The 17377-nt window shown below is 64.7% G+C and carries 16 protein-coding genes and 5 pseudogenes; 10 read left to right on the forward strand and 11 right to left on the reverse strand.

The window, feature by feature from the left end; translation table 11 throughout:
• Positions 1 to 82 precede the first annotated feature (82 nt).
• Positions 83 to 1810, forward strand: a pseudogene (locus LN139_RS06025) (autotransporter assembly complex protein TamA).
• Positions 1807 to 5483, forward strand: a pseudogene (locus LN139_RS06030) (translocation/assembly module TamB domain-containing protein). The pseudogenes LN139_RS06025 and LN139_RS06030 overlap by 4 nt, the downstream one beginning before the upstream one ends.
• Here the strand turns inward: LN139_RS06030 and LN139_RS24710 are convergent.
• The 6 genes and pseudogenes from LN139_RS24710 to LN139_RS06055 form a co-directional block, all read right to left on the reverse strand.
• Positions 5480 to 5734, reverse strand: coding sequence for a hypothetical protein (locus LN139_RS24710; protein WP_268944826.1), 255 nt, complete (start codon positions 5732 to 5734; stop codon positions 5480 to 5482). The pseudogene LN139_RS06030 and the gene LN139_RS24710 overlap by 4 nt on opposite strands.
• Positions 5656 to 5970 (reverse strand): DUF2589 domain-containing protein, encoded by a 315-nt coding sequence (locus tag LN139_RS24715; RefSeq protein WP_329611014.1) that lies wholly within the window; start codon positions 5968 to 5970, stop codon positions 5656 to 5658. The genes LN139_RS24710 and LN139_RS24715 overlap by 79 nt, the downstream gene beginning before the upstream one ends.
• 89 nt (positions 5971 to 6059) lie before the next feature.
• Positions 6060 to 6702 (reverse strand): annotated as a pseudogene (locus tag LN139_RS06040) (DUF2589 domain-containing protein).
• Between the two features lie 61 nt (positions 6703 to 6763).
• Positions 6764 to 7135, reverse strand: coding sequence for a Mor transcription activator family protein (locus LN139_RS06045; protein WP_236359155.1), 372 nt, complete (start codon positions 7133 to 7135; stop codon positions 6764 to 6766).
• A 128-nt stretch (positions 7136 to 7263) separates the two neighbouring features.
• Positions 7264 to 7755 carry a hypothetical protein gene (locus LN139_RS06050; protein ID WP_236359156.1) on the reverse strand — a complete coding sequence of 164 codons (492 nt, stop codon included), beginning with the start codon at positions 7753 to 7755 and terminating at the stop codon, positions 7264 to 7266.
• A 42-nt stretch (positions 7756 to 7797) separates the two neighbouring features.
• Positions 7798 to 7965 carry a hypothetical protein gene (locus LN139_RS06055; protein ID WP_236359157.1) on the reverse strand — a complete coding sequence of 56 codons (168 nt, stop codon included), beginning with the start codon at positions 7963 to 7965 and terminating at the stop codon, positions 7798 to 7800.
• 154 nt (positions 7966 to 8119) lie between these two features.
• Between LN139_RS06055 and LN139_RS06060 the strand changes: the two genes are divergently transcribed.
• Positions 8120 to 8308, forward strand: a complete 189-nt coding sequence (locus tag LN139_RS06060) for a hypothetical protein (protein ID WP_236359158.1) — start codon at positions 8120 to 8122, stop codon at positions 8306 to 8308.
• On the opposite strand, the gene LN139_RS06065 is transcribed toward LN139_RS06060, so the two are convergent.
• On the reverse strand, positions 8298 to 8660 hold the full coding sequence (locus LN139_RS06065) for a fe2+ zn2+ uptake regulation protein (protein WP_236359159.1): 363 nt from the start codon (positions 8658 to 8660) through the stop codon (positions 8298 to 8300). The genes LN139_RS06060 and LN139_RS06065 overlap by 11 nt on opposite strands.
• A gap of 158 nt (positions 8661 to 8818) precedes the next feature.
• Entirely contained in the window at positions 8819 to 9136 is a 318-nt protein-coding gene (locus tag LN139_RS06070; RefSeq protein WP_236359160.1) for a DUF883 family protein, read from the reverse strand.
• Positions 9137 to 9250: 114 nt separating this feature from the next.
• On the opposite strand from LN139_RS06070, the gene LN139_RS06075 reads away from it, so the two are divergent.
• Positions 9251 to 9505, forward strand: coding sequence for a hypothetical protein (locus tag LN139_RS06075; RefSeq protein ID WP_236359161.1), 255 nt, complete (start codon positions 9251 to 9253; stop codon positions 9503 to 9505).
• 6 nt (positions 9506 to 9511) lie between these two features.
• On the opposite strand, the gene LN139_RS06080 is transcribed toward LN139_RS06075, so the two are convergent.
• Both LN139_RS06080 and LN139_RS25485 read right to left on the reverse strand, forming a co-directional pair.
• The gene (locus LN139_RS06080) at positions 9512 to 9973 is read right to left on the reverse strand and encodes an LEA type 2 family protein (protein WP_236359162.1); all 462 of its coding nucleotides are present in this window, start codon (positions 9971 to 9973) and stop codon (positions 9512 to 9514) included.
• Positions 9974 to 10030: 57 nt separating this feature from the next.
• A pseudogene (locus tag LN139_RS25485) lies at positions 10031 to 10787 on the reverse strand (SDR family NAD(P)-dependent oxidoreductase).
• A gap of 120 nt (positions 10788 to 10907) precedes the next feature.
• Here LN139_RS25485 and LN139_RS06095 point away from each other — a divergent pair.
• From LN139_RS06095 to LN139_RS06115, 5 genes are all read left to right on the forward strand, one after another.
• Complete coding sequence (locus LN139_RS06095; RefSeq protein ID WP_236359163.1) at positions 10908 to 11762, forward strand: LysR family transcriptional regulator; 855 nt, start codon at positions 10908 to 10910, stop codon at positions 11760 to 11762.
• 71 nt (positions 11763 to 11833) lie between these two features.
• Positions 11834 to 13123, forward strand: a complete 1290-nt coding sequence (locus LN139_RS06100) for an MFS transporter (RefSeq protein WP_236359164.1) — start codon at positions 11834 to 11836, stop codon at positions 13121 to 13123.
• A gap of 3 nt (positions 13124 to 13126) precedes the next feature.
• On the forward strand, positions 13127 to 14023 hold the full coding sequence (locus tag LN139_RS06105; protein WP_236359165.1) for a LysR family transcriptional regulator: 897 nt from the start codon (positions 13127 to 13129) through the stop codon (positions 14021 to 14023).
• Positions 14024 to 14086: 63 nt separating this feature from the next.
• Positions 14087 to 14791: a YebC/PmpR family DNA-binding transcriptional regulator gene (locus LN139_RS06110; protein ID WP_236359166.1), complete on the forward strand. Its 705-nt coding sequence runs from the start codon at positions 14087 to 14089 to the stop codon at positions 14789 to 14791.
• Between the two features lie 432 nt (positions 14792 to 15223).
• Positions 15224 to 15541, forward strand: coding sequence for a hypothetical protein (locus LN139_RS06115; RefSeq protein WP_236359167.1), 318 nt, complete (start codon positions 15224 to 15226; stop codon positions 15539 to 15541).
• 86 nt (positions 15542 to 15627) lie between these two features.
• On the opposite strand, the gene LN139_RS06120 is transcribed toward LN139_RS06115, so the two are convergent.
• The gene (locus LN139_RS06120) at positions 15628 to 16284 is read right to left on the reverse strand and encodes a glycosyltransferase (RefSeq protein ID WP_236359168.1); all 657 of its coding nucleotides are present in this window, start codon (positions 16282 to 16284) and stop codon (positions 15628 to 15630) included.
• Between the two features lie 173 nt (positions 16285 to 16457).
• Here LN139_RS06120 and LN139_RS06125 point away from each other — a divergent pair.
• Positions 16458 to 17341 (forward strand): annotated as a pseudogene (locus LN139_RS06125) (EamA family transporter).
• Positions 17342 to 17377: the final 36 nt, after the last annotated feature.

Genomic DNA, 17377 nt, shown 5'->3' on the forward strand with positions numbered 1-17377 from the left:
AAACGCCCATCCTAGCGAAGGTCTTCCCGGCCGGCCACCCGGGGGCGGCAAAGCGCAGCGGTGCCGTGCTAGGATCGCCGCCATGACGTATTCAGGACGAATTCTCTCAGGTGGTTTGCTGGCCCTGCTGGCAGGGCTCGCGCATGCGCAGAGCGAACTGCGCGTGGACGTTCAACCGCCCGATGCCGCACTCAAGGCCAATATCCAGAACTACATCGGCGACCTCGGCCAGCGTGATGCCGAGGCCTTGGTGCAGTTCAGTGCGGGCGCTGAGGAGCAGGCCAACAAAGCGGCCCAGGCACTGGGGTTCTACCAGGCGCGGATCACCAGCGAGGTCAATGGCCAGGGGAACCCCCGGCCTGACCCTTCACGTGCAGCCCGGTGAGCCGGTGCGCTTGCGCAACGTGCGGATCCAGGTGCTGGGCCCGGCCACGCAACTGCGCGCATTCAAGGTGCCTTCCGGCAATGGGCTGGCGCCCGGCCAGCCACTGAACCATGGCCGTTACGAAGACGCCAAGCGCTCGATCCAGAACCAGGCCTCACGCTACGGTTTCTTCACCGGGCATTTCACCGCCCAGCGCCTGGCGGTAGACCCCGCGGGCGGCGTTGCCGACATCGACCTGGTCTATGAAAGCGGGCCGCGCTACACACTGGGCCCCGTGGCTTTCAGCGGCGACAGCATCATCGGCCAGCCGCTGCTGCAGCGCATGGTGCCTTTCAAGCCGGGCACGCCCTACGATTCGGAGCTGATCGCCCAGCTCAATCGCGATTTGCAGAGCAGCGGTTACTTCGAAAACGTGCGAGTCGATGCCGACCCCGCTACCGCCAGCCAACAGGTAGTGCCGGTGAACGTGCGGGTCGACAACCGCAAGCCGCGCACCATGGGCCTGGGAGTAGGCTACTCGACCGACGTGGGCCCGCGCGGCAAGGCCAACTGGACGCGCCATTGGGTCAACCCCGAGGGCCACAGCTATGGCGCCGAAATGGAGCTCTCGGCGCCGCGGCAGAACGTCGGCCTGTGGTACGACGTGCCGCTCGACCCTCCGCTCACTGACAAGCTGCGCTACGCCGCCGGCTACCAGTACGAAGAGCTGGCCAACACCGACAGCCTCAGCAAGCTGCTGACCCTGGGCCCGGAGTGGCACAGCAAGCTGCCCAGCGGCTGGACACGCGTGATTTCGCTCAAATGGGAGCGCGAGGAATATCGCCTGGGCGACGACAGTGGCCTGTCGAACCTGGTGATGCCAGGCATCAGCTACGGCTATCTGAAAGCGACAACAAGGTCGACCCGCACAACGGCTATCGCCTGCAGTTCGATGCTCGTGCTGCCCGCGAAGGCTGGCTATCGGACGCCAACCTGGTGCGCACCGATGTACAGATCAAAGGGCTGAAAACGCTCTGGAGCAACCACCGGTTCCTCGGCCGCCTGGAGCTGGGGGCAACTTCACCGATGCCTACAAGAACATCCCGCCTTCGCTGCGCTTTTTCGCGGGCGGCGATCAGAGCGTGCGCGGCTACGACTACCAGAGCCTGTCGCCTGGAGAATAACGACGGGGATCACGTCGGCGGGCGTTACCTGATCGCCGGCAGCCTCGAATACCAGTACCAGTTCGCCGAGAAATGGCGCTGGGCGACCTTCGTGGACCAAGGCAACGCCTTCAATTCGTTGGCCAACCCCACGGTCAAGACCGGGATTGGCATGGGCATCCGCTGGGTGTCGCCGGTCGGTCCGATTCGCGTCGACCTGGCTCATGCGCTCGATGACGACGGTGGCATTCGCCTGCACTTCTCCATGGGGCCTGAGCTATGAAACGCGCATTGCGCTGGGTATTGGCTTCGCTCGTGGTACTGCTGTCGATACTGGCGATCAGCGTGTGGACGGTACTGGGCAGCAGCGGCGGCGGCCGTTGGTTGCTGAGCCGAGTGCCCGGCCTGACGGTGGAAGGGTACGACGGCGCACTCGGCGGCCAATGGCATGCCCAGCGCGTGCGTTGGCAGGCGGGTGCGCAATGGCTTGAGGCTGATGACGTGACCCTGCGCTGGTCACCGGGGTGCCTTGCCCGGTTTACGCTGTGTGTCGACTCACTCGAGGTGGGCCGGCTGGCGATGGACTTCCCTGCACAGGCCGACGCGCCACCCAGCGGCCCTATGGCGCTGCCCAACCTGCAATTGCCGTTGGCCGTTGAGCTGGCCGAGGTCCAGGTGCACAGCCTGGTGTATGCCGGCACCGAGCAAGCCACGGGCCTGAGCGTGAGCGCACGCTGGACGGCCGACGGTATCGAGCTGCACACACTCAAGGTGCGCCGCGAAGCACTGCAGTTGATCCTTGCCGGCCACTTGCGACCCGCTGGTGAATGGCCTTTGGTGGCCGCAGCCCGGCTGCAATTGCCGGACACCGACGGCAAGCCCTGGTCCCTCTCGCTGCAAGCGCAGGGGCCTGTGGCGGGCGAGCTGGCGCTGCAAGGGCAGAGCGAGGGTTACCTGCAAGCCAGGCTGGCGGGCCAGTTGCGGCCACTGGCCGAGCATTTGCCGGCGAGCCTGGCAGTGGACGCCGAGCGCTTCGAGCCCAGCCGCAGCCTGCCGCCCACCCTGATGTTCGAGCGCCTGCACCTGGCAGCGCAGGGTGACCTGGCGCAAGGCTATGCCATCGACGGGCAGGCCAGCCTTCCGGCCGAACAGGGGCCGGTCGCTTTGCGCCTGGCGGGCAAGGCCGATGCCAGTGGCGCCAGCATTGCAGAGTTGTCGCTGGACGCCGGCCCCGGGCAACACCTGGCACTTGAAGGGCAGGCCAACTGGTCCGAAGTGCTTGAAGCGCAGGCAAGCCTTGATCGGCAAAACTTCCCCTGGACCCGCCTGTACCCCCAGCCGCAGCAGCCGCCGGTCGCCATCGAGCGGCTGAAGGCTGAGGTCAGCTACCGCGATGGGCATTACCTGGGCAACCTGAACGGTGCTTTCAAAGGGCCGGCCGGCGCCTTCACCGTCGTCACTCCCTTCAGTGGTGATCTACAGGCGCTGTATCTGCCGCAGCTGATGGTCAAGGCGGGGCAGGGAGAAGCCAGCGGTAGCGTGAAGCTGGGGTTTGCCCAAGGTGTGTCGTGGGATGTCGCGTTGCAGCTCTCACGGCTGAACCCGGCGTACTGGGTCGCGGAGCTGCCCGGCCGTCTGGCAGGCCCCCTGCGCAGCCAGGGCCAATGGCAGCAAGGCGAACTTGAGCTCTCGGCAGACGTTGCCATCACGGGCCAGTTGCGCGGGCAGCCTGCGCGCCTGTCGGCAAAGGCGCAGGGTCAAAGCCAGCAATGGGCCTTGCCCCTGCTGGATATACAACTGGGCGCGAACCGCATCCAGGGCCAGGGCGCGCTGGGCGAGCGCCTGGCCGGCAAGCTTGACCTGGCGCTGCCACGGTTGGGCCAGCTATGGCCAGGCTTGCGAGGGCAAGCCCACGGCGTGCTTGTACTGGCCGGTACGGACAGTGCGCCGCAGGGCCAATTGAAATTGCAGGGTCAGCAACTGGGCTATGCCGAACAGGCAATCGAGCAATTGAGCCTGCAAGCGGGCCTCGATGCGCGCCAGCGTGCCAACCTGTCCCTCAATGCCAGCGGGTTGCGCAACGGCGACATGGCGCTAGGTGTGCTGGCGATCCAGGGGCAGGGCACTGCCGAGCAACATCAGCTCACATTGAAACTCGACGGCCCGCAACTGTCGGCAGATCTCGCTGCCGATGGGCGCTGGAGTCAGGGTGCATGGAAAGGCCGCCTTGCGAGCGGCCAGTTGAGCAGTGGTGAGCAGCGCTGGCAATTGCAGGCGCCAGCGCCCTTGCAGCGCCTGGCTACCGGCGAGGTCGACCTGGGCGCGCATTGCTGGCGTTCAGGCAAGGCGAGCCTGTGTGCGGAAAACCAGCGCCTGGCGCCCGAACCGCGCATCCGCTACCAACTGCAGCACTTTGCGCTGGAGGGCCTTGCGCCCTGGCTGCCTGATGGGCTCTGCCTGGCAGGGCGAGCTCAACGCCACGGTCGCCCTGGACGTGCCAGCAAAAGGCCCCAGCGGGCAGATCAGCGTCGACGCCAGCGGCGGTACGCTGCGCCTGCGCAATGGCCGGCAGTGGCGCAGTTTCCCCTACCAGGCCCTGCGTTTGCAGAGCCAACTGGCACCGCGCCAGGTCGATGCCCAGGTCACTTTCGAGGGTGGCCCGCTTGGGCAACTGCAGGCAAGGGTCAGCATCGACCCGCTATCGCAAGCCAAGGCGCTGTCGGGTTCCTTTTCCTTGCAGGGCCTGAACATCGCCGTCGCTCAGCCGTTCCTGCCCGAGGCTCAGACCCTGGCCGGTACCGTCGCCGGTGAAGGGCGCCTGGCCGGCACGCTGGCCGCGCCGCAGGTGCTAGGCCAGTTGCGCCTCACAGGCGGTGCGGTCGCCGGGCCACAGTTGCCGCTCGCGCTGGAGCAACTGGCGGTATCGATGGACCTGAACGGCGACCAGGCGCGCCTGCAGGGCAGCTGGCGCAGTGGCGGCAGCGGCAGCGGGCGGCTCGAAGGAACGCTCGGCTGGGCACCTGCCCTGGCCATGGACCTGCGCCTGGTTGGCAGCCAGCTGCCAGTAACTGTCGAGCCCTACGCCCGCGTGGAAGCCTCGCCAGACCTGCGGGCCACCTTCGATGGCCAGCGCCTGGGGGTCAGTGGCCTGGTGCGCATACCGAAGGGGGCAATCACCGTGCGCCAGCTACCGCCGTCAACGGTCAAGGTATCGGATGACACGGTGATCGTGGGTCAGGAAGCCGGCAAGCCCTCGACACCCATGGCCATCGCGATGGATGTGAACGTCGAGGTCGGCCAGGACAAGCTCAGCTTCGAAGGTTTTGGCCTGCAAGCCAATCTCGCCGGCCATGTGCACATTGGCGACAACCTCGATACACGCGGCGAGCTGGTGCTCAATGATGGCCGCTATCGCGCCTACGGCCAGCGCCTGACACTGCGGCGGGCACGTGTATCTCTTTGCCGGGCCTATCGACCAGCCTTATCTCGACGTCGAGGCGATTCGCCAGACCGATGACGTTATCGCCGGCATTCGCTTGTCCGGCAGCGTCGAGCAGCCGGCCAGCGAAGTGTTCTCGGAGCCGGCGATGAGCCAGGAGCAGGCACTGTCGTACTTGGTGCTCGGGCGCCCGCTCAGTACCACGGGCGAAGACAACAACCTGCTCGCGCAGGCTGCGCTGGGCCTGGGTTTGATGGGTACTTCGGGCAAGGCGGGCGAGCTGGCCAGCAGCCTTGGCGTGCAAGACTTCCAGCTCGATACCGAAGGCAGTGGCAACAAGACCAACGTGGTCGCCAGCGGCAATCTTTCGGACAGACTGACGTTGCGTTACGGGGTAGGGGTATTCGAGCCGGCCAACACGATTGCGTTGCGCTACGCATTGACCCGGCGGCTGTACGTGGAGGTGGCCAGCGGCCTGGCCAGTTCGCTGGATCTGTTCTACAAGCGCGATTTCTAATCAGCCTGAGTGGGCAACGGGGCTATCGTGCGCGTGTACTCCTCGATGATTCGTTGCACGCCCTCGGGCGGGTCGCAGGCCTTGAAGGTAAGGCTGATACGCACTTCATCGGCGCGGCGTTTGTCAACGGCATCGCTGTGGCTTGAGAACGTCACGAAAAATCGCTCGCTGTTCAGCTCTCCGGTTTCCATGGCACAGCGGGCATCATCCAGCTCGGTGCCCTTGATCTTGACCGACAGGTCGACCTGCATGGTATCGAGCGCCAGCCCCGAGGCGTGACCAGGCTGATCAGAGGCACCTGCATATGGTGGCCTTGGTCCAGTGCAACCTCCACCATGCGAGCTTTCATGGGCGTGCCGAGGGCTTCGGGGTTGTAGTCGAAAAACTGGTCGAACAAGCGAATGTACTGCTGGGCGATCATCTGATTGGCGGACGTCGCTGCCTCATGCAGGCCGCGGGTGATCGCACGCAGGTCTGCCGCCATCATGGGCTTCTTCTTCGAAAAAAAGGCAAGTTCGCAACTCCACAGGCCCCTGCCGCGGCAAGCGGCCTGGCAGGGGGAGGTTCAGAGAGGGATCAGGAATTGGTCGATGGGGCAGGGGTGGCGCCCAGTACGCCGGCAGTCGGGAGTTTGTCGGTGCTGGTCAGCGGTTTGTCTTGCGCGGTGGTGATGGGTTTGATCGCTGCATTGGTGAGCGCGTCGATCACACGCATGATGGCCTCCGGTGGCTCCTGGCGGCGCACCTGTGTGGTGACCTTGTAGCGGGCTCGGGTGTCCGTACGGCGAGTCTGCTCCTTGGAATGGGACACGCTGCCTTTGACGCTGACGCTGAATGGGCCCCAACCGAGCGAGGCCTCCATGGAACCTTCCGCCTTGGGTGGCGGATTTGTCTTCGGCGAACTGTTCGATGGTCAGCTCGAAATCGATGGTGCCTTCTTCGATGGCGATGTTGGGGTGCGAAACCGCTGCCAGCAGAGGAATGCGCATCTTGCGAGTGGCAATGCCCTGATAGTCGCCATTGGCGTCGACGATCGCCTCGTCGTATTCGAATTCGATCGAAACGGCTTTGCCATCCTGAATGCAGACCCCCATCAGGAAGTCGGCGTAGGCCTTGCTGGCAGAGGTTTGCGCCTGAATCATCGCGTGCAGCGGGGTGCTGAAAATGCGGTCCATCGGCAGTGAGTTGAGCACTGAACCGATCAGGGAATTGTCGATCATGTGTGGAATGTCCTTTTCCTGAGAAGGATGAAATGCCGGGTTCGGCGGTGGTCAGGGCGTCTTACGCATCGAGCCGGCGGATGTTTCCGATCTGGCGCAAGCTCAGGCCGTACTTGTGTGCCAGCGCAGTGCGGGACAATCCCTCGTCGCTTTCGGCAAGGATCTGCTGGTTGCGCAGTTGCCGGAAGAAGTGGTCCGGTTTGGGAATCTCGAGCGCCGCACCGGCAAAGCGTTTGATCAGGGCCTTTAGCGTTTCGGCAGGGATCAGCTTGGCCAGTTGAGTGCGGGCAGGGTGTTTGGGTATGTACTTGGGGCAACCGCCGAAAAGGCAGGTCAGCCGATAGGCCTGTTCAACGCCTATGCAGTCGATCAGCAACTGAAGAGAGTGCGGCAGTTGGGTCACATCGATCCGTTCCAGTTGGCTCACGTCCATGAGAGATTCCTTGTTCCGGGCTGAAGTCAGGCACAGATTGTGGAAGGCTCTCCAGCTGGATGCTCAGGACGTAAATAGCTCGACGGGCTGCGGAAAGGGACGTGCGTTGCGTAGGAAAACTCTATGCCTCAGCAAGGCTCGATGGCCGACAGAGTGGCTTGTTCCAGAGGCTCCAGCCCGATGGTGTGGGGTGTGGCCATAAGCCCGTGCCAGCCAAGGGTCAGGCAAAGCCCGCTGGCCGGTTCGTTGCCCACCAGGCCGATCACTTGCGGCGCGAAGTCCTTGCGCAGTGCGGCCTGCCCGGTATGCTTGCGCACCATCCGATCCGGTGCGGCCAGTACCTGCCGGGCCAGGGCGGGAAGTTCACGCTGCGGCACGGTGAAGCGCGGCTGCATGCCGGCCTTTTGAAAACGCCCGCTGCTGCGAGCGTGCTGCCAGAGCTGTTGCCACTGAAAGTTGCTGGCCTTGGCAGCCACCTGGCTTGCGAACGTCCGCACGGTACGGTCGGGGACGTCCTGGCGGTCAGAGGCGTGGGAGGGCGAGCTGGCCGCAAACGCCAGCACGAGTAAAAAGGATGAGCGAGCATGATCGAGGTTCCAGGCGTCAGGGGCTGCGATCATCGCAGCCTGGCGCAGGCTCGCTACAGCCGGAAAGCTATCCGGTCAGCGCGCAGCTCCATTGAACGGATGCCCGCCGCCCGGGCCGCCTGGCCCGCCGCCGCCCCCAGGGCCACCATGCCCACCGCCACCGGGTGGCGGCATGAAGATCCAGCAACCGCTGAGCAGTGAAACCATCAACACAGGAATCAGCCAGGTGATTCGACGCAACATGATACTCAAGCCCTCATAGGATGAATGCGTGCCCCACCCACAGGGGAACGCTGTACCATCTGACCCGATTCACATCACGCTGTCCCCGCCATCGGGTATCGACCTGGTAGGCAGGGCGATACAAACACGACACATCGCAAGGCTTGGCTGACCCATGACTCAAAAACAACGTTTGCTCTACTCCCTGCTGATCGCACTGGTAGTTCTGATGACCATGCTCGGCTTGAGTTGGCTGCAGGCTCACAACCAGATCAGTGAGCAATTGTTCAAATACCTGGCAATCGGCGTTGCCCTGCTGACCGTGCTTGCCAATGCCGTGCTGCGCCGGCGCGTCAAGCGTTGAGGCGGTCAGCGCCCAGGTAATCCAGCACTTCGGGGGCGACGCTGAAGGTCTTGTCCCGGTGAAGCGTCAACAAGCGTTCCTGGCTCAAGCGCTTGAGCACTTCTCGCACGCTCAGGAACGACAGCGAAAGCTGCTCGCAATCCAGGCGGCCGTGGACACCGCGTACGCCGATGCGTGCACCTTCGTGGTGGGCTTGCAGCAGCGTGTCTATGACTTTCAGCCGGATCAGGCTGGTGCGCAGGCCAAAGTGCCGCAGCATGGCCTTGATCTGATCGTTGCCGTGGGCTGCTGGCCCTGAAGCGGATCGAGCAGTGTGGGGCGCGAGTGCGGCGTCGGGTAATGCATCGTGCATTGAAGGCTCCTTGGTCGCTGTGTGGGCATCAGTGAAGATGCGCTGTTACAGGTAAGGACGCACGAGAGAGGGAAAACCTGCACTTTTTGCAGGTAAAAATCTCGTCAGCTTGGTTGGCAAGCGTCAATCCGGGCTGCGAAGCCCGGATTGAAGGCGTATCAGCGGCGGCCCAGCAACAGGCCGATCACCAGCCCGAAGCCTGCAGCCAGGGCAACGGTCTGCAATGGATGGCCACCGATGTAGTCCTGGGTCGCTTCCAGTACCGGTTGCGCCTTGCCGCGTACGCCATCGACCGACTCACGCGCCTTGCGCAGTTTTTGTGTCAGCTGGTCGCGCAGGCTCTCGGCTTCATCGCCTACCAACGCTGCGCTATCCTTGAGCAGCTTTTCCGATTCGGTAATCAACGAAGCCAGTTCGCTGAAGGCTTGATCTTTGATCTGTTCCTCGACCGATGCCGTGGATGCTTTACGAGCCATGGTGTTCTCCTTGATGGCGAAAAATGCAGCACTTGGGCAATGGAGTCTGGCCGCTTTCGAAAGTTGCAGATTCCTTTACACTGGCGGGCCGCGAACATGAACAGGTGCACGGCAATGAGTTTCAACCTGGCCAACCTCAGCTTCGAAGAGCGCCAGACCATCGAGCAAGACAAAGCCCGCGCGTTCGAGAGCTGGAAAGCCAACATCGGCAAGGCCAAGGGCGAGGCCGCCCGGCTGATCGGCGAAAAACCTCGACGCAAGGGCAAATGGGCAGAGTGGGTGCGCGCCGAGCTTGAGCAGATGTCGCCGCCCGAGCTCGCCGACATGGTGCGCATCGAGGTCAACAAATTGATGGCCGCCTCACGCTGAGGCCGTCTACCACGCGCCGTTCCAGGCACTGCTGTCCAGCGTGCCACTTTCCTTGAAGCGCACCGTGCCCAGCAGGCCACCGGAGAGCTTGCCGCGCAGCACATAAGGCACTTGCGTGGCGGGCGTGGTGGTCGCAAACCCGAAGGCCTGGCGCAGCACGGAAAACGCCGAAATGCTGACGGGCACCGTCAGTAGTGCCTCGCCGTAGCGCCCCACCTGCCCACGCTGGTCGCTCACGCCACTGGCGAGCGGTTGGCCATTGACTTCCAGGCTCAGCGCCACGCCGTCGTAGTCGATCGGTGTGTCGTTGGGGTTCTGCAGGCGAAGGTGCACCGCCATTCGCGCTTCCAGGTCCTGGCCGGGCAACGGGTCGATACCTGCCACGCTCACGGTGACGGGGTCGCGTGGGTTGAACAGCGCGCAACCGCTCAACAGCAGTGCCAGGCTCACAGCCAACAAGGTTCGCATCAGAGTGTCCGGTGGCGAATGTACAACGTGAGACTGGCGCTCCGATCTGTGGTTCGGCTAGTGGGCGAAAGCGTGCATGCCGCCGTCTACCGCGATTACTTCACCGGTGATGTATCGCGCAAGCGGTGAAGCGAGAAAAGCTACCAGATAGCCGATGTCTTCCGGGTCGCCGAAGTAACCGATCGGGATGTGCCGTGCGATGAAGGCCTGGCGTGCCTCTTCGGTCGGGTGAACGCGCTCCAGGATCTGCTCGCTGTTGATACGCCCGGGAGATCGTATTGACCGTAACCCCGTCGCTTGCGACCTCGCAGGCCAAACCCTTGGCCCACACCTGAATGGCCGCTTTGGCGGCAGTGGCGGCATTGACCTGGCGCGGCTCCATGCTGCCGCTGAAATTCAGTACGCGGCCGTAGCGGCGCTCACGCATGGCCGGCAGCAGGGCCTGCGTCAACCGCCGGCCGGCGTGGAAGTTCAGGTTCAGTGCTTCGTCCCAGAAGGCATCGCCTGCGCCCAGTGACGTCGGCCGCGTACCGCCCGCAGTGTTGACCAGGATATCCACCTGGCCTAGTACCGCCTGCGCCTGCTCGGCAAGGTGTGCTACCTGTGAAGGGTCGCAGATATCAGCGGGCAGCACGTGAGGCCGATGCCCGCCGGCCGCTTCGATACGGTCGGCCAGGCGCTCGAGCCATTCGCCGCGCCGCGCGCTGATAGCGATGCGTACGCCTTGCGTGGCAAGTACTTCAGCGACGCCGGCGCCAATGCCAGTGCTTGCGCCGGTGATCAAGGCAGCGCGGTTATTCAGTTGCAGGTCCATGGAGCCTCCAGGGCAGTAGGGGTGACCAGGCGCTAGCTTGAATGCGCACTTCCATGCGATAAACCGGCAATCACTGCTTTGATCATGCACTGAGGCTGCGCAATGGACCGGCTTGAAAGCATGCGTGTCTTCGTTCTTATCGCCGAATACGGCAGCCTGGCTCGCGCAGCCCAGGCAGGCGGAATGTCACCGAGCATGGCCGGCAATCACCTGCGAGCACTGGAGCATCACCTCGGCCTGCAGTTGCTGGTGCGCACCACCCGCCGCCAGCAGCTGACGGCGTTTGGACAGGACTACCTGGCGCGCTGCCGTGAAATTCTGGCCCTGATAGACGACACCGACTTGCAGGCGGCCAGCCAACGCCTGGCGCCTGCTGGCCCGCTGCGGGTGTCGGCGCCCTTGTCGTTCGGCAGCTACGGCCTCACGCCCGCACTCGGCGATTACCTTCGGCAGTACCCGCAAGTGAGCCTTGAGCTGGACCTGACCGACCGCGTCGTGGACCTGGTGGAGGAGCGCGTGGATGTAGCGGTACGCATCGGCACGCTGAGCGACTCATCCCTGGTTGCGCGCCCGTTGAGGCCATATCGGGTGGTGTGTTGCGCCTCACCTGCGTATCTGGCCGAACACGGCGAGCCAGCCGACCTCGATGCACTGGGCAGCCACCAGTGCCTCGGTTTCGACCCGCTGCCCATCGCCCAATGGCGAGAGCAATGGGGGTTGCCGGCGGCAGCGCTGCCCTCCGGCCGGCTGCGCATCAACCACGGCCAGGCGCTGCGCCAGGCGGCCTTGCAGGGGTTGGGGATCATCTTGCAGCCGGATTTTCTGGTAGCGGCCGATGTGCAGGCCGGGCGACTTCGGATGCTGTTCCCCGGCCGCGAGCTGCGCCGTCCGCTGGGCGTAGTCTACCCGCAGGCACGCTACCGCTCGCCCGCAGTGCGCAGCTTCGTCGAGTTCCTGCTGGCGCGTTTCGGCTGAGCGCAGGGGAGTCTGGTATCCTGCGCCCCTTTGCCGACGGCGCACCTGCCAGCGCCATTGCGAGCCATGCCATGCCTGCCACTTCGCTGCCCCTGACCTTGAGCCGCGCCGACCACAAGACCCTGGGCCTGGCCGCCCTGGGCGGCGCACTGGAAATCTACGATTTCATCATCTTCGTCTTTTTCGCTGTCACCCTGAGCCAGTTGTTCTTTCCGCCGCACATGCCTGAGTGGCTTCGCCTGCTGCAGAGCTTCGGCATCTTCGTCACCGGTTACCTGGCGCGGCCGCTGGGCGGCATCCTCATGGCGCACTTCGCCGACCGCCTGGGCCGCAAGCGAGTCTTCAGCCTGAGCATCCTGATGATGGCGCTGCCGTGCCTGATCATCGGGCTGATGCCGACCTACGCGCAGATCGGCTACGCAGCGCCCTTGATGCTGCTGGGCCTGCGTGTGCTGCAGGGCGCGGCGGTCGGTGGCGAGGTGCCCAGCGCCTGGGTATTCGTGGCCGAGCACGTGCCCGCGCAGCGCCGCGGGTACGCACTGGGCATGTTGCAGGCCGGGCTGACGTTCGGCTACCTGATCGGCGCGTTGGTCGCCACGGCGGTGGCGCGCAACATGAGCCAGGAGCAGTTGCTGGATCACGGCTGGCGCTTGCCGTTTCTGCTGGGCGGGGTGTTCGGGCTGTTTGGTGTGTGGCTGCGTCGCTACCTGGCGGAAACGCCGATTTTCATTGCCCTGGGCGAACGGCAGCAGGCGCAACCGGCATTGCCGCTGGCGCAGGTGCTGCGTGACCATCGGCCTGCCTTGCTGCCGGCGGCGCTGCTTACCTGTGTGCTCACCAGCGCGGTGGTGGTGTTGGTGGTGCTGACGCCAACATTATTGCAGCAGCGGTTTGGCTACCCGGCCAGCGAGAGTTTTGCGTTGAGCAGCCTGGGCATCGTGTTCCTGAATATCGGCTGCGTGCTGGCCGGGTTGCTGGTGGACCGCGTCGGCCCCTGGCGTGCCTTGGCGCTCTACAGCCTGTTGCTGCCATTGGGCATGGCGGCGCTCTACGGCAACCTGATCGGCGGCTGGGGCTGGGCAGGGCTGGCCTACGCGGTAGCCGGCCTGTGCTGCGGCGTGGTGGGGGTGGTGCCTTCGCTGATGGTCGGGCTGTTTCCGGCGCGAGTGCGGGTCTCGGGCATTTCTCTGACCTACAACCTGGCCTATGCACTGTGGGCAAGCCTCACACCGCTGGCATTGCTGGCGCTGGCGCCTTCATCGCCCTGGGTGTGCGTAGCCTACTGCGCAGTGATGGGAGTGGTGGGGCTGGCCTGCGCCCTTTACTACGGCGCGCCGGCGCGGCAACTGCAAAAGGCCTGACCGATGCTCAACCTGTTTCAGTTGCGTGCGTTCGATGCTGTGGCTCGCGAGGGCAGCTTCACCCGCGCTGCCGAAAAGCTCTTCATCAGCCAGCCAGCTATCACCGGCCACGTCAAAGCGCTGGAATCGCATTATCAGGTGCGGCTGCTGCGGCGTGGGCCCGGCCGGGTCAGCTTGACCGCCGAGGGCGAGCATTTGGCGAGTATCACCCGCGCTCTGTTCGGGCTCGCCGAGGAGGCCGAAACCTGGCTGCAGGAGCGCCGCCAGGCATTGGCGGGGCAACTGACACTGTTCGCCGACAGCCCTCAGCAGGCCATGCCGCTGCTGGCACGCATGCGCGAGCGGCACCCAGGCGTTGCCTTGCGCCTTGAGCTGGGCAATGCCCGCCAGGCGCTGGAAGCGGTGCTCGACGAGCGCGCAGATATCGCGCTGACGACCGCGGCAACACCGCGCAAAGGCTTGTATCTGCAGGCCCTCGGGTGCTCGCGCCTGCTGTTGCTGCTGCCGGCCGGCCACCCATGGGCACAGCGTGCCTCTGTCGATCTGGCAGAGCTCGCCGGCCAGCCTTTGCTGCTTCGCGAGGCCGGTTCCGTCACCCGCCACGCGTTCGAGGCCGCCTGCACCGAGGCCAACCTGCCGCTCTCGGCGGCGCTGGAACTGGGCAGCCGGGAAGCGGTTGCCGAAGCAGTCGCCGCCGGGCTGGGGATCGGGGTGGTGCTGTCGGGCGAGACTGGCCAGGACGTGCGGCTAGCCACCGTGCTGCTGAGGGGGCTGGCGCCGCTGGCACCGCACATGCTGGCGTGCCTGGATCGCTACCGCAGCCTGCGCCTGGTGCGCACCTTCCTTGAATTGGCAGTGCCGGGCACCGATGGGGTCGATTGCGCCGCCAAGGCCGTATAGACTTTCGCCACCGCGCCGGCAGCGTGTGCCGGCGCTTTCGTACAGTGAATCAGAGAAACAGCCATGGGCGCACAGTGGAAAGCTAAACACAGAGAGGCAGCGGCCAACGCCAAGGGGCGTATTTTCGGCAAGCTGGCCAAGGAGCTGCAGATCGCCGCGCGCGGCGGTGCCGACCCTGAAATGAACGCCCGTCTGCGCCTGGTGGTGGAGCAGGCCAAAAAGGCTTCGATGCCGCGCGATACGCTGGAGCGCGCGATCAAGAAGGGCGCCGGCCTGTCGGGCGAAACCGTGCAGTACACCCTGGTCAAGTACGAAGGCTTCGCGCCGCATCAGGTGCCGCTGATCGTCGAGTGCCTGACCGACAACGTCAACCGCACCGTTGCCGAGATCCGCGTGCTGTTCCGCAAGGGTCAGTTGGGCGCTGAGGGCTCGGTGTCCTGGGATTTCAACCACGTCGGCCTGATCGAAGCCACCCCGGCGGGTGACGATGCCGACCCCGAAATGGCCGCCATCGAAGCGGGTGCCCAGGATTTCGAGCCGGCCGAAGAGGGTGCGACCCTGTTCATCACCGACACCACTGACCTTGATGCGGTGCAGAAGGCGCTGCCTGAGCAGGGCTTCACGGTCATCTCCGCCAAGATTGGCTACGTGCCGAAAAACCCGGTCACCCTGGGTGATGAAGAGAAGCTGGCGGAAGTCGAAGCCTTTCTGGATGCGATCGATGGCCACGATGACGTGCAGAACGTCTACGTGGGCCTGGCCGGCTGAGAAGCCGCGCCCCGAATCGTCCCGCGCCGCGAGCACCTGCTCCGGTGTCGGGGCGCGCAGTATGTCCAGTGTGTCACTGCCCAGCCGGATCAACTCGAGTTCCGCGAAGGCCTCCAGCCAATCCCTCATGGGCCACTCTCCCCAGCGTTGCCTGAAGCGCCGAGCATTGGCCACGATCGCTTCGAAGTGGTTGAGGGGCGGGCGCCATACCGGATGGTACTGGTGCAATGCCAGCGCCTCGCAGGCCAGCAACGGCACGCCGAGCTCACGAGCATTGAAGGCAAAGTCGGTATCTTCCGCGCCATAGCCACAGTAGCCCTCGTCGAAACCGCCCATGTGCTCGAGCACCGGGCCCATTACCGCAAAATTCAACGACCAGAACAGTGGATACGGCACCTCGCCGCCTGCTGCCGGGCGGTAGGTGGCTAATGGGTGAGCGACTGCCTGTCGTTGCAACGCATCGCCATGCGATCCGTTCAACTGGGCATCCCGTGGGAGGTAGCGAACCTGGCCCAACTGCAATGCATCGGGCCGCTCGCGCAGCGCCTCACGGTAAGCGGCCAGCCAGCCTGGCATCGGGATGCAGTCGACATCCAGAAACGCCCAGGCGCTTGCTGGGTCAATGGCCAGCGCCTGATTGCGTGCGGCAGCGAGCGGCAGGCCATCGGCGCTGTCCACTCGCCGTGTGTAAATCGGGAAACCCTGCGCGTGATGCTCGCGTGGTGCCTCGTTCATGTGTACTACCCATAGCGCCTCCGGCACCAGCGTTTGCCGCTCCAGGCCGGCAATCAGGTTGGCCAGGGCCCGTTCACGGCCGTGGGCGAGGGTAATGACATTCATGCACCTTCGCTCAGGCTTTGCAGATAACTGCCGAAGCCGCCTTGAGCGCGGAAGTCCACACGAGCGCTGGTGCGTACACGCACCGAGCGGCTCCAGGCGATTCGGGAGCCCTGGGCTTCCAGGGCGCGTACCAGATGTACGTCTTCATGGCACGCCAGTGCGGGGAAACCGCCTGCCTGCAGATACGCAACGCTGGTGACGCCCAGGTTGGCACCGTGGATGTGGCTGTGGCCATCGAGGTCGCGGTAGGCCGCCTCATAGCGAGCGCGCACCTGAGCATGGTGCGGGCTCCAGTCGTCCACCTCGACCACGCCGCACACCGCATCTGCCTGATGCGCGAGTTGAGCGGCCAGCCAGTCCAATGGCACGGTACTGTCTGCGTCGGTGCAGGCCAGCCAGCGGGCGCCGGCGTCGATCAGTGAACGAGCGCCGGCAGCACGGGCTGCGCCAACATTGCGTACGCTGACCTCCAGCACCTGCACAGGGTGTTGCTCGCAAATCGCCAGGGAGGCATCAGTGCAGTCGTCCAGAACCACCATCACTTGCACCGGCTCGCCACCCAGCAGCGGGTGGGCGGCTGCTGCAAGTACGCTTTGCAGGCAGCGGTCGAGGCAGGCTTGTTCGTTATGGGCAGGTATCACGATTCCGATCATGTGCGTTCCTCGCAGGGAATAACCTTATGTGAAACGTGGCAGTGCAAGGTCATACCCCGTAACATTTGCCTTGGCGCCCACGCTGTAACAGTCGACCGGAGCGCCGGTTGGCTGGTTTCAGCGAGCCGACCAACAGTCATTGGATGGGGACGAAGATGATCAAGGAGCAGGGGATGGCACCGCGGGACCTGATGTGGGCATTGGTGGTGATCGTCGCCTGGGGCGTGAATTTCGTGGTGATCAAGGTAGGCCTGGACGGCTTGCCGCCGATGCTGCTGGGGGCCCTTCGTTTTGCCTTGGTAGCGTTCCCGGCGATGTTTTTCGTGCGCCGCCCGCAGTTGCCCTGGCGCTGGCTGATCGCTTACGGAGCGACCATCTCGCTGGGCCAGTTCGCGTTCCTGTTCGAGGCCATGGCCCATGGCATGCCGCCAGGGCTGGCATCGCTGGTGTTGCAGTCCCAGGCCTTCTTCACGCTGATTTTCGCCGCGGCCTTTCTCGGCGAACGCCTGCGCGCGGCCAGTGTGCTGGGCTTGCTCATCGCCGCAGGCGGCCTGGCGTTGATCGGCCTGCAACACGGCGGCCAGGCGACGCCGTTGGTCGCAGTGATACTCACACTGTGCGGTGGTGCGTCCTGGGCGATGGGCAACGTACTGACCCGGCGCTTCGGCCAGGTCAATCTGATGGGGCTGGTGATCTGGGGCGCGGCGGTGCCACCACTGCCATTCCTGGCGCTCTCCTGGTACTTCGATGGCCCAGAGCGCATCGCCCATGCGCTGCTCAACATCGGCTGGTCGTCGATCCTGGCGCTGCTGTACCTGGCGGTGATCGCCACCATGCTTGGCTACGGCCTGTGGAGCCGGCTGTTGTCGCGCTACCCGGCCGGCAAGGTGGCACCGTTTTCGCTGCTGGTGCCGGTGGTGGGCCTGGCCAGTGCCGCATTGCTGTTGGGGAGCGCTTGTCGGCCCTGCAATGGTGGGGTGGGGCGCTGGTGATGCTTGGGCTGCTGGTGAACGTATTCGGTTCGCGCCTGGTGCGACGCATGGTGCCAGCCACCTGAGCCGTGGCATGATACCGGCCCTTTGCCCGCGCTGAT

Source organism: Pseudomonas sp. KNUC1026, from assembly GCF_021650705.1.
In the GTDB taxonomy this organism is placed as follows: Bacteria; Pseudomonadota; Gammaproteobacteria; order Pseudomonadales; family Pseudomonadaceae; genus Aquipseudomonas.

Bases quoted from the DNA above. Each gene is read 5' to 3' on its own strand.
- LN139_RS06070 (WP_236359160.1), bottom strand. From the start codon at position 9,136: ATGGCTCGTAAAGCATCCACGGCATCGGTCGAGGAACAGATCAAAGAT.
- LN139_RS06065 (WP_236359159.1), bottom strand. From the start codon at position 8,660: ATGCACGATGCATTACCCGACGCCGCACTCGCGCCCCACACTGCTCGA.
- LN139_RS24715 (WP_329611014.1), bottom strand. From the start codon at position 5,970: ATGATGGCGGCAGACCTGCGTGCGATCACCCGCGGCCTGCATGAGGCA.
- LN139_RS06080 (WP_236359162.1), bottom strand. From the start codon at position 9,973: ATGCGAACCTTGTTGGCTGTGAGCCTGGCACTGCTGTTGAGCGGTTGC.
- LN139_RS06100 (WP_236359164.1), top strand. From the start codon at position 11,834: ATGCCTGCCACTTCGCTGCCCCTGACCTTGAGCCGCGCCGACCACAAG.
- LN139_RS24710 (WP_268944826.1), bottom strand. From the start codon at position 5,734: ATGCAGGTCGACCTGTCGGTCAAGATCAAGGGCACCGAGCTGGATGAT.
- LN139_RS06105 (WP_236359165.1), top strand. From the start codon at position 13,127: ATGCTCAACCTGTTTCAGTTGCGTGCGTTCGATGCTGTGGCTCGCGAG.
- LN139_RS06095 (WP_236359163.1), top strand. From the start codon at position 10,908: ATGCGTGTCTTCGTTCTTATCGCCGAATACGGCAGCCTGGCTCGCGCA.
- LN139_RS06055 (WP_236359157.1), bottom strand. From the start codon at position 7,965: ATGTTGCGTCGAATCACCTGGCTGATTCCTGTGTTGATGGTTTCACTG.
- LN139_RS06060 (WP_236359158.1), top strand. From the start codon at position 8,120: ATGACTCAAAAACAACGTTTGCTCTACTCCCTGCTGATCGCACTGGTA.
- LN139_RS06120 (WP_236359168.1), bottom strand. From the start codon at position 16,284: ATGATCGGAATCGTGATACCTGCCCATAACGAACAAGCCTGCCTCGAC.
- LN139_RS06110 (WP_236359166.1), top strand. From the start codon at position 14,087: ATGGGCGCACAGTGGAAAGCTAAACACAGAGAGGCAGCGGCCAACGCC.
- LN139_RS06050 (WP_236359156.1), bottom strand. From the start codon at position 7,755: ATGATCGCAGCCCCTGACGCCTGGAACCTCGATCATGCTCGCTCATCC.
- LN139_RS06075 (WP_236359161.1), top strand. From the start codon at position 9,251: ATGAGTTTCAACCTGGCCAACCTCAGCTTCGAAGAGCGCCAGACCATC.
- LN139_RS06045 (WP_236359155.1), bottom strand. From the start codon at position 7,135: ATGGACGTGAGCCAACTGGAACGGATCGATGTGACCCAACTGCCGCAC.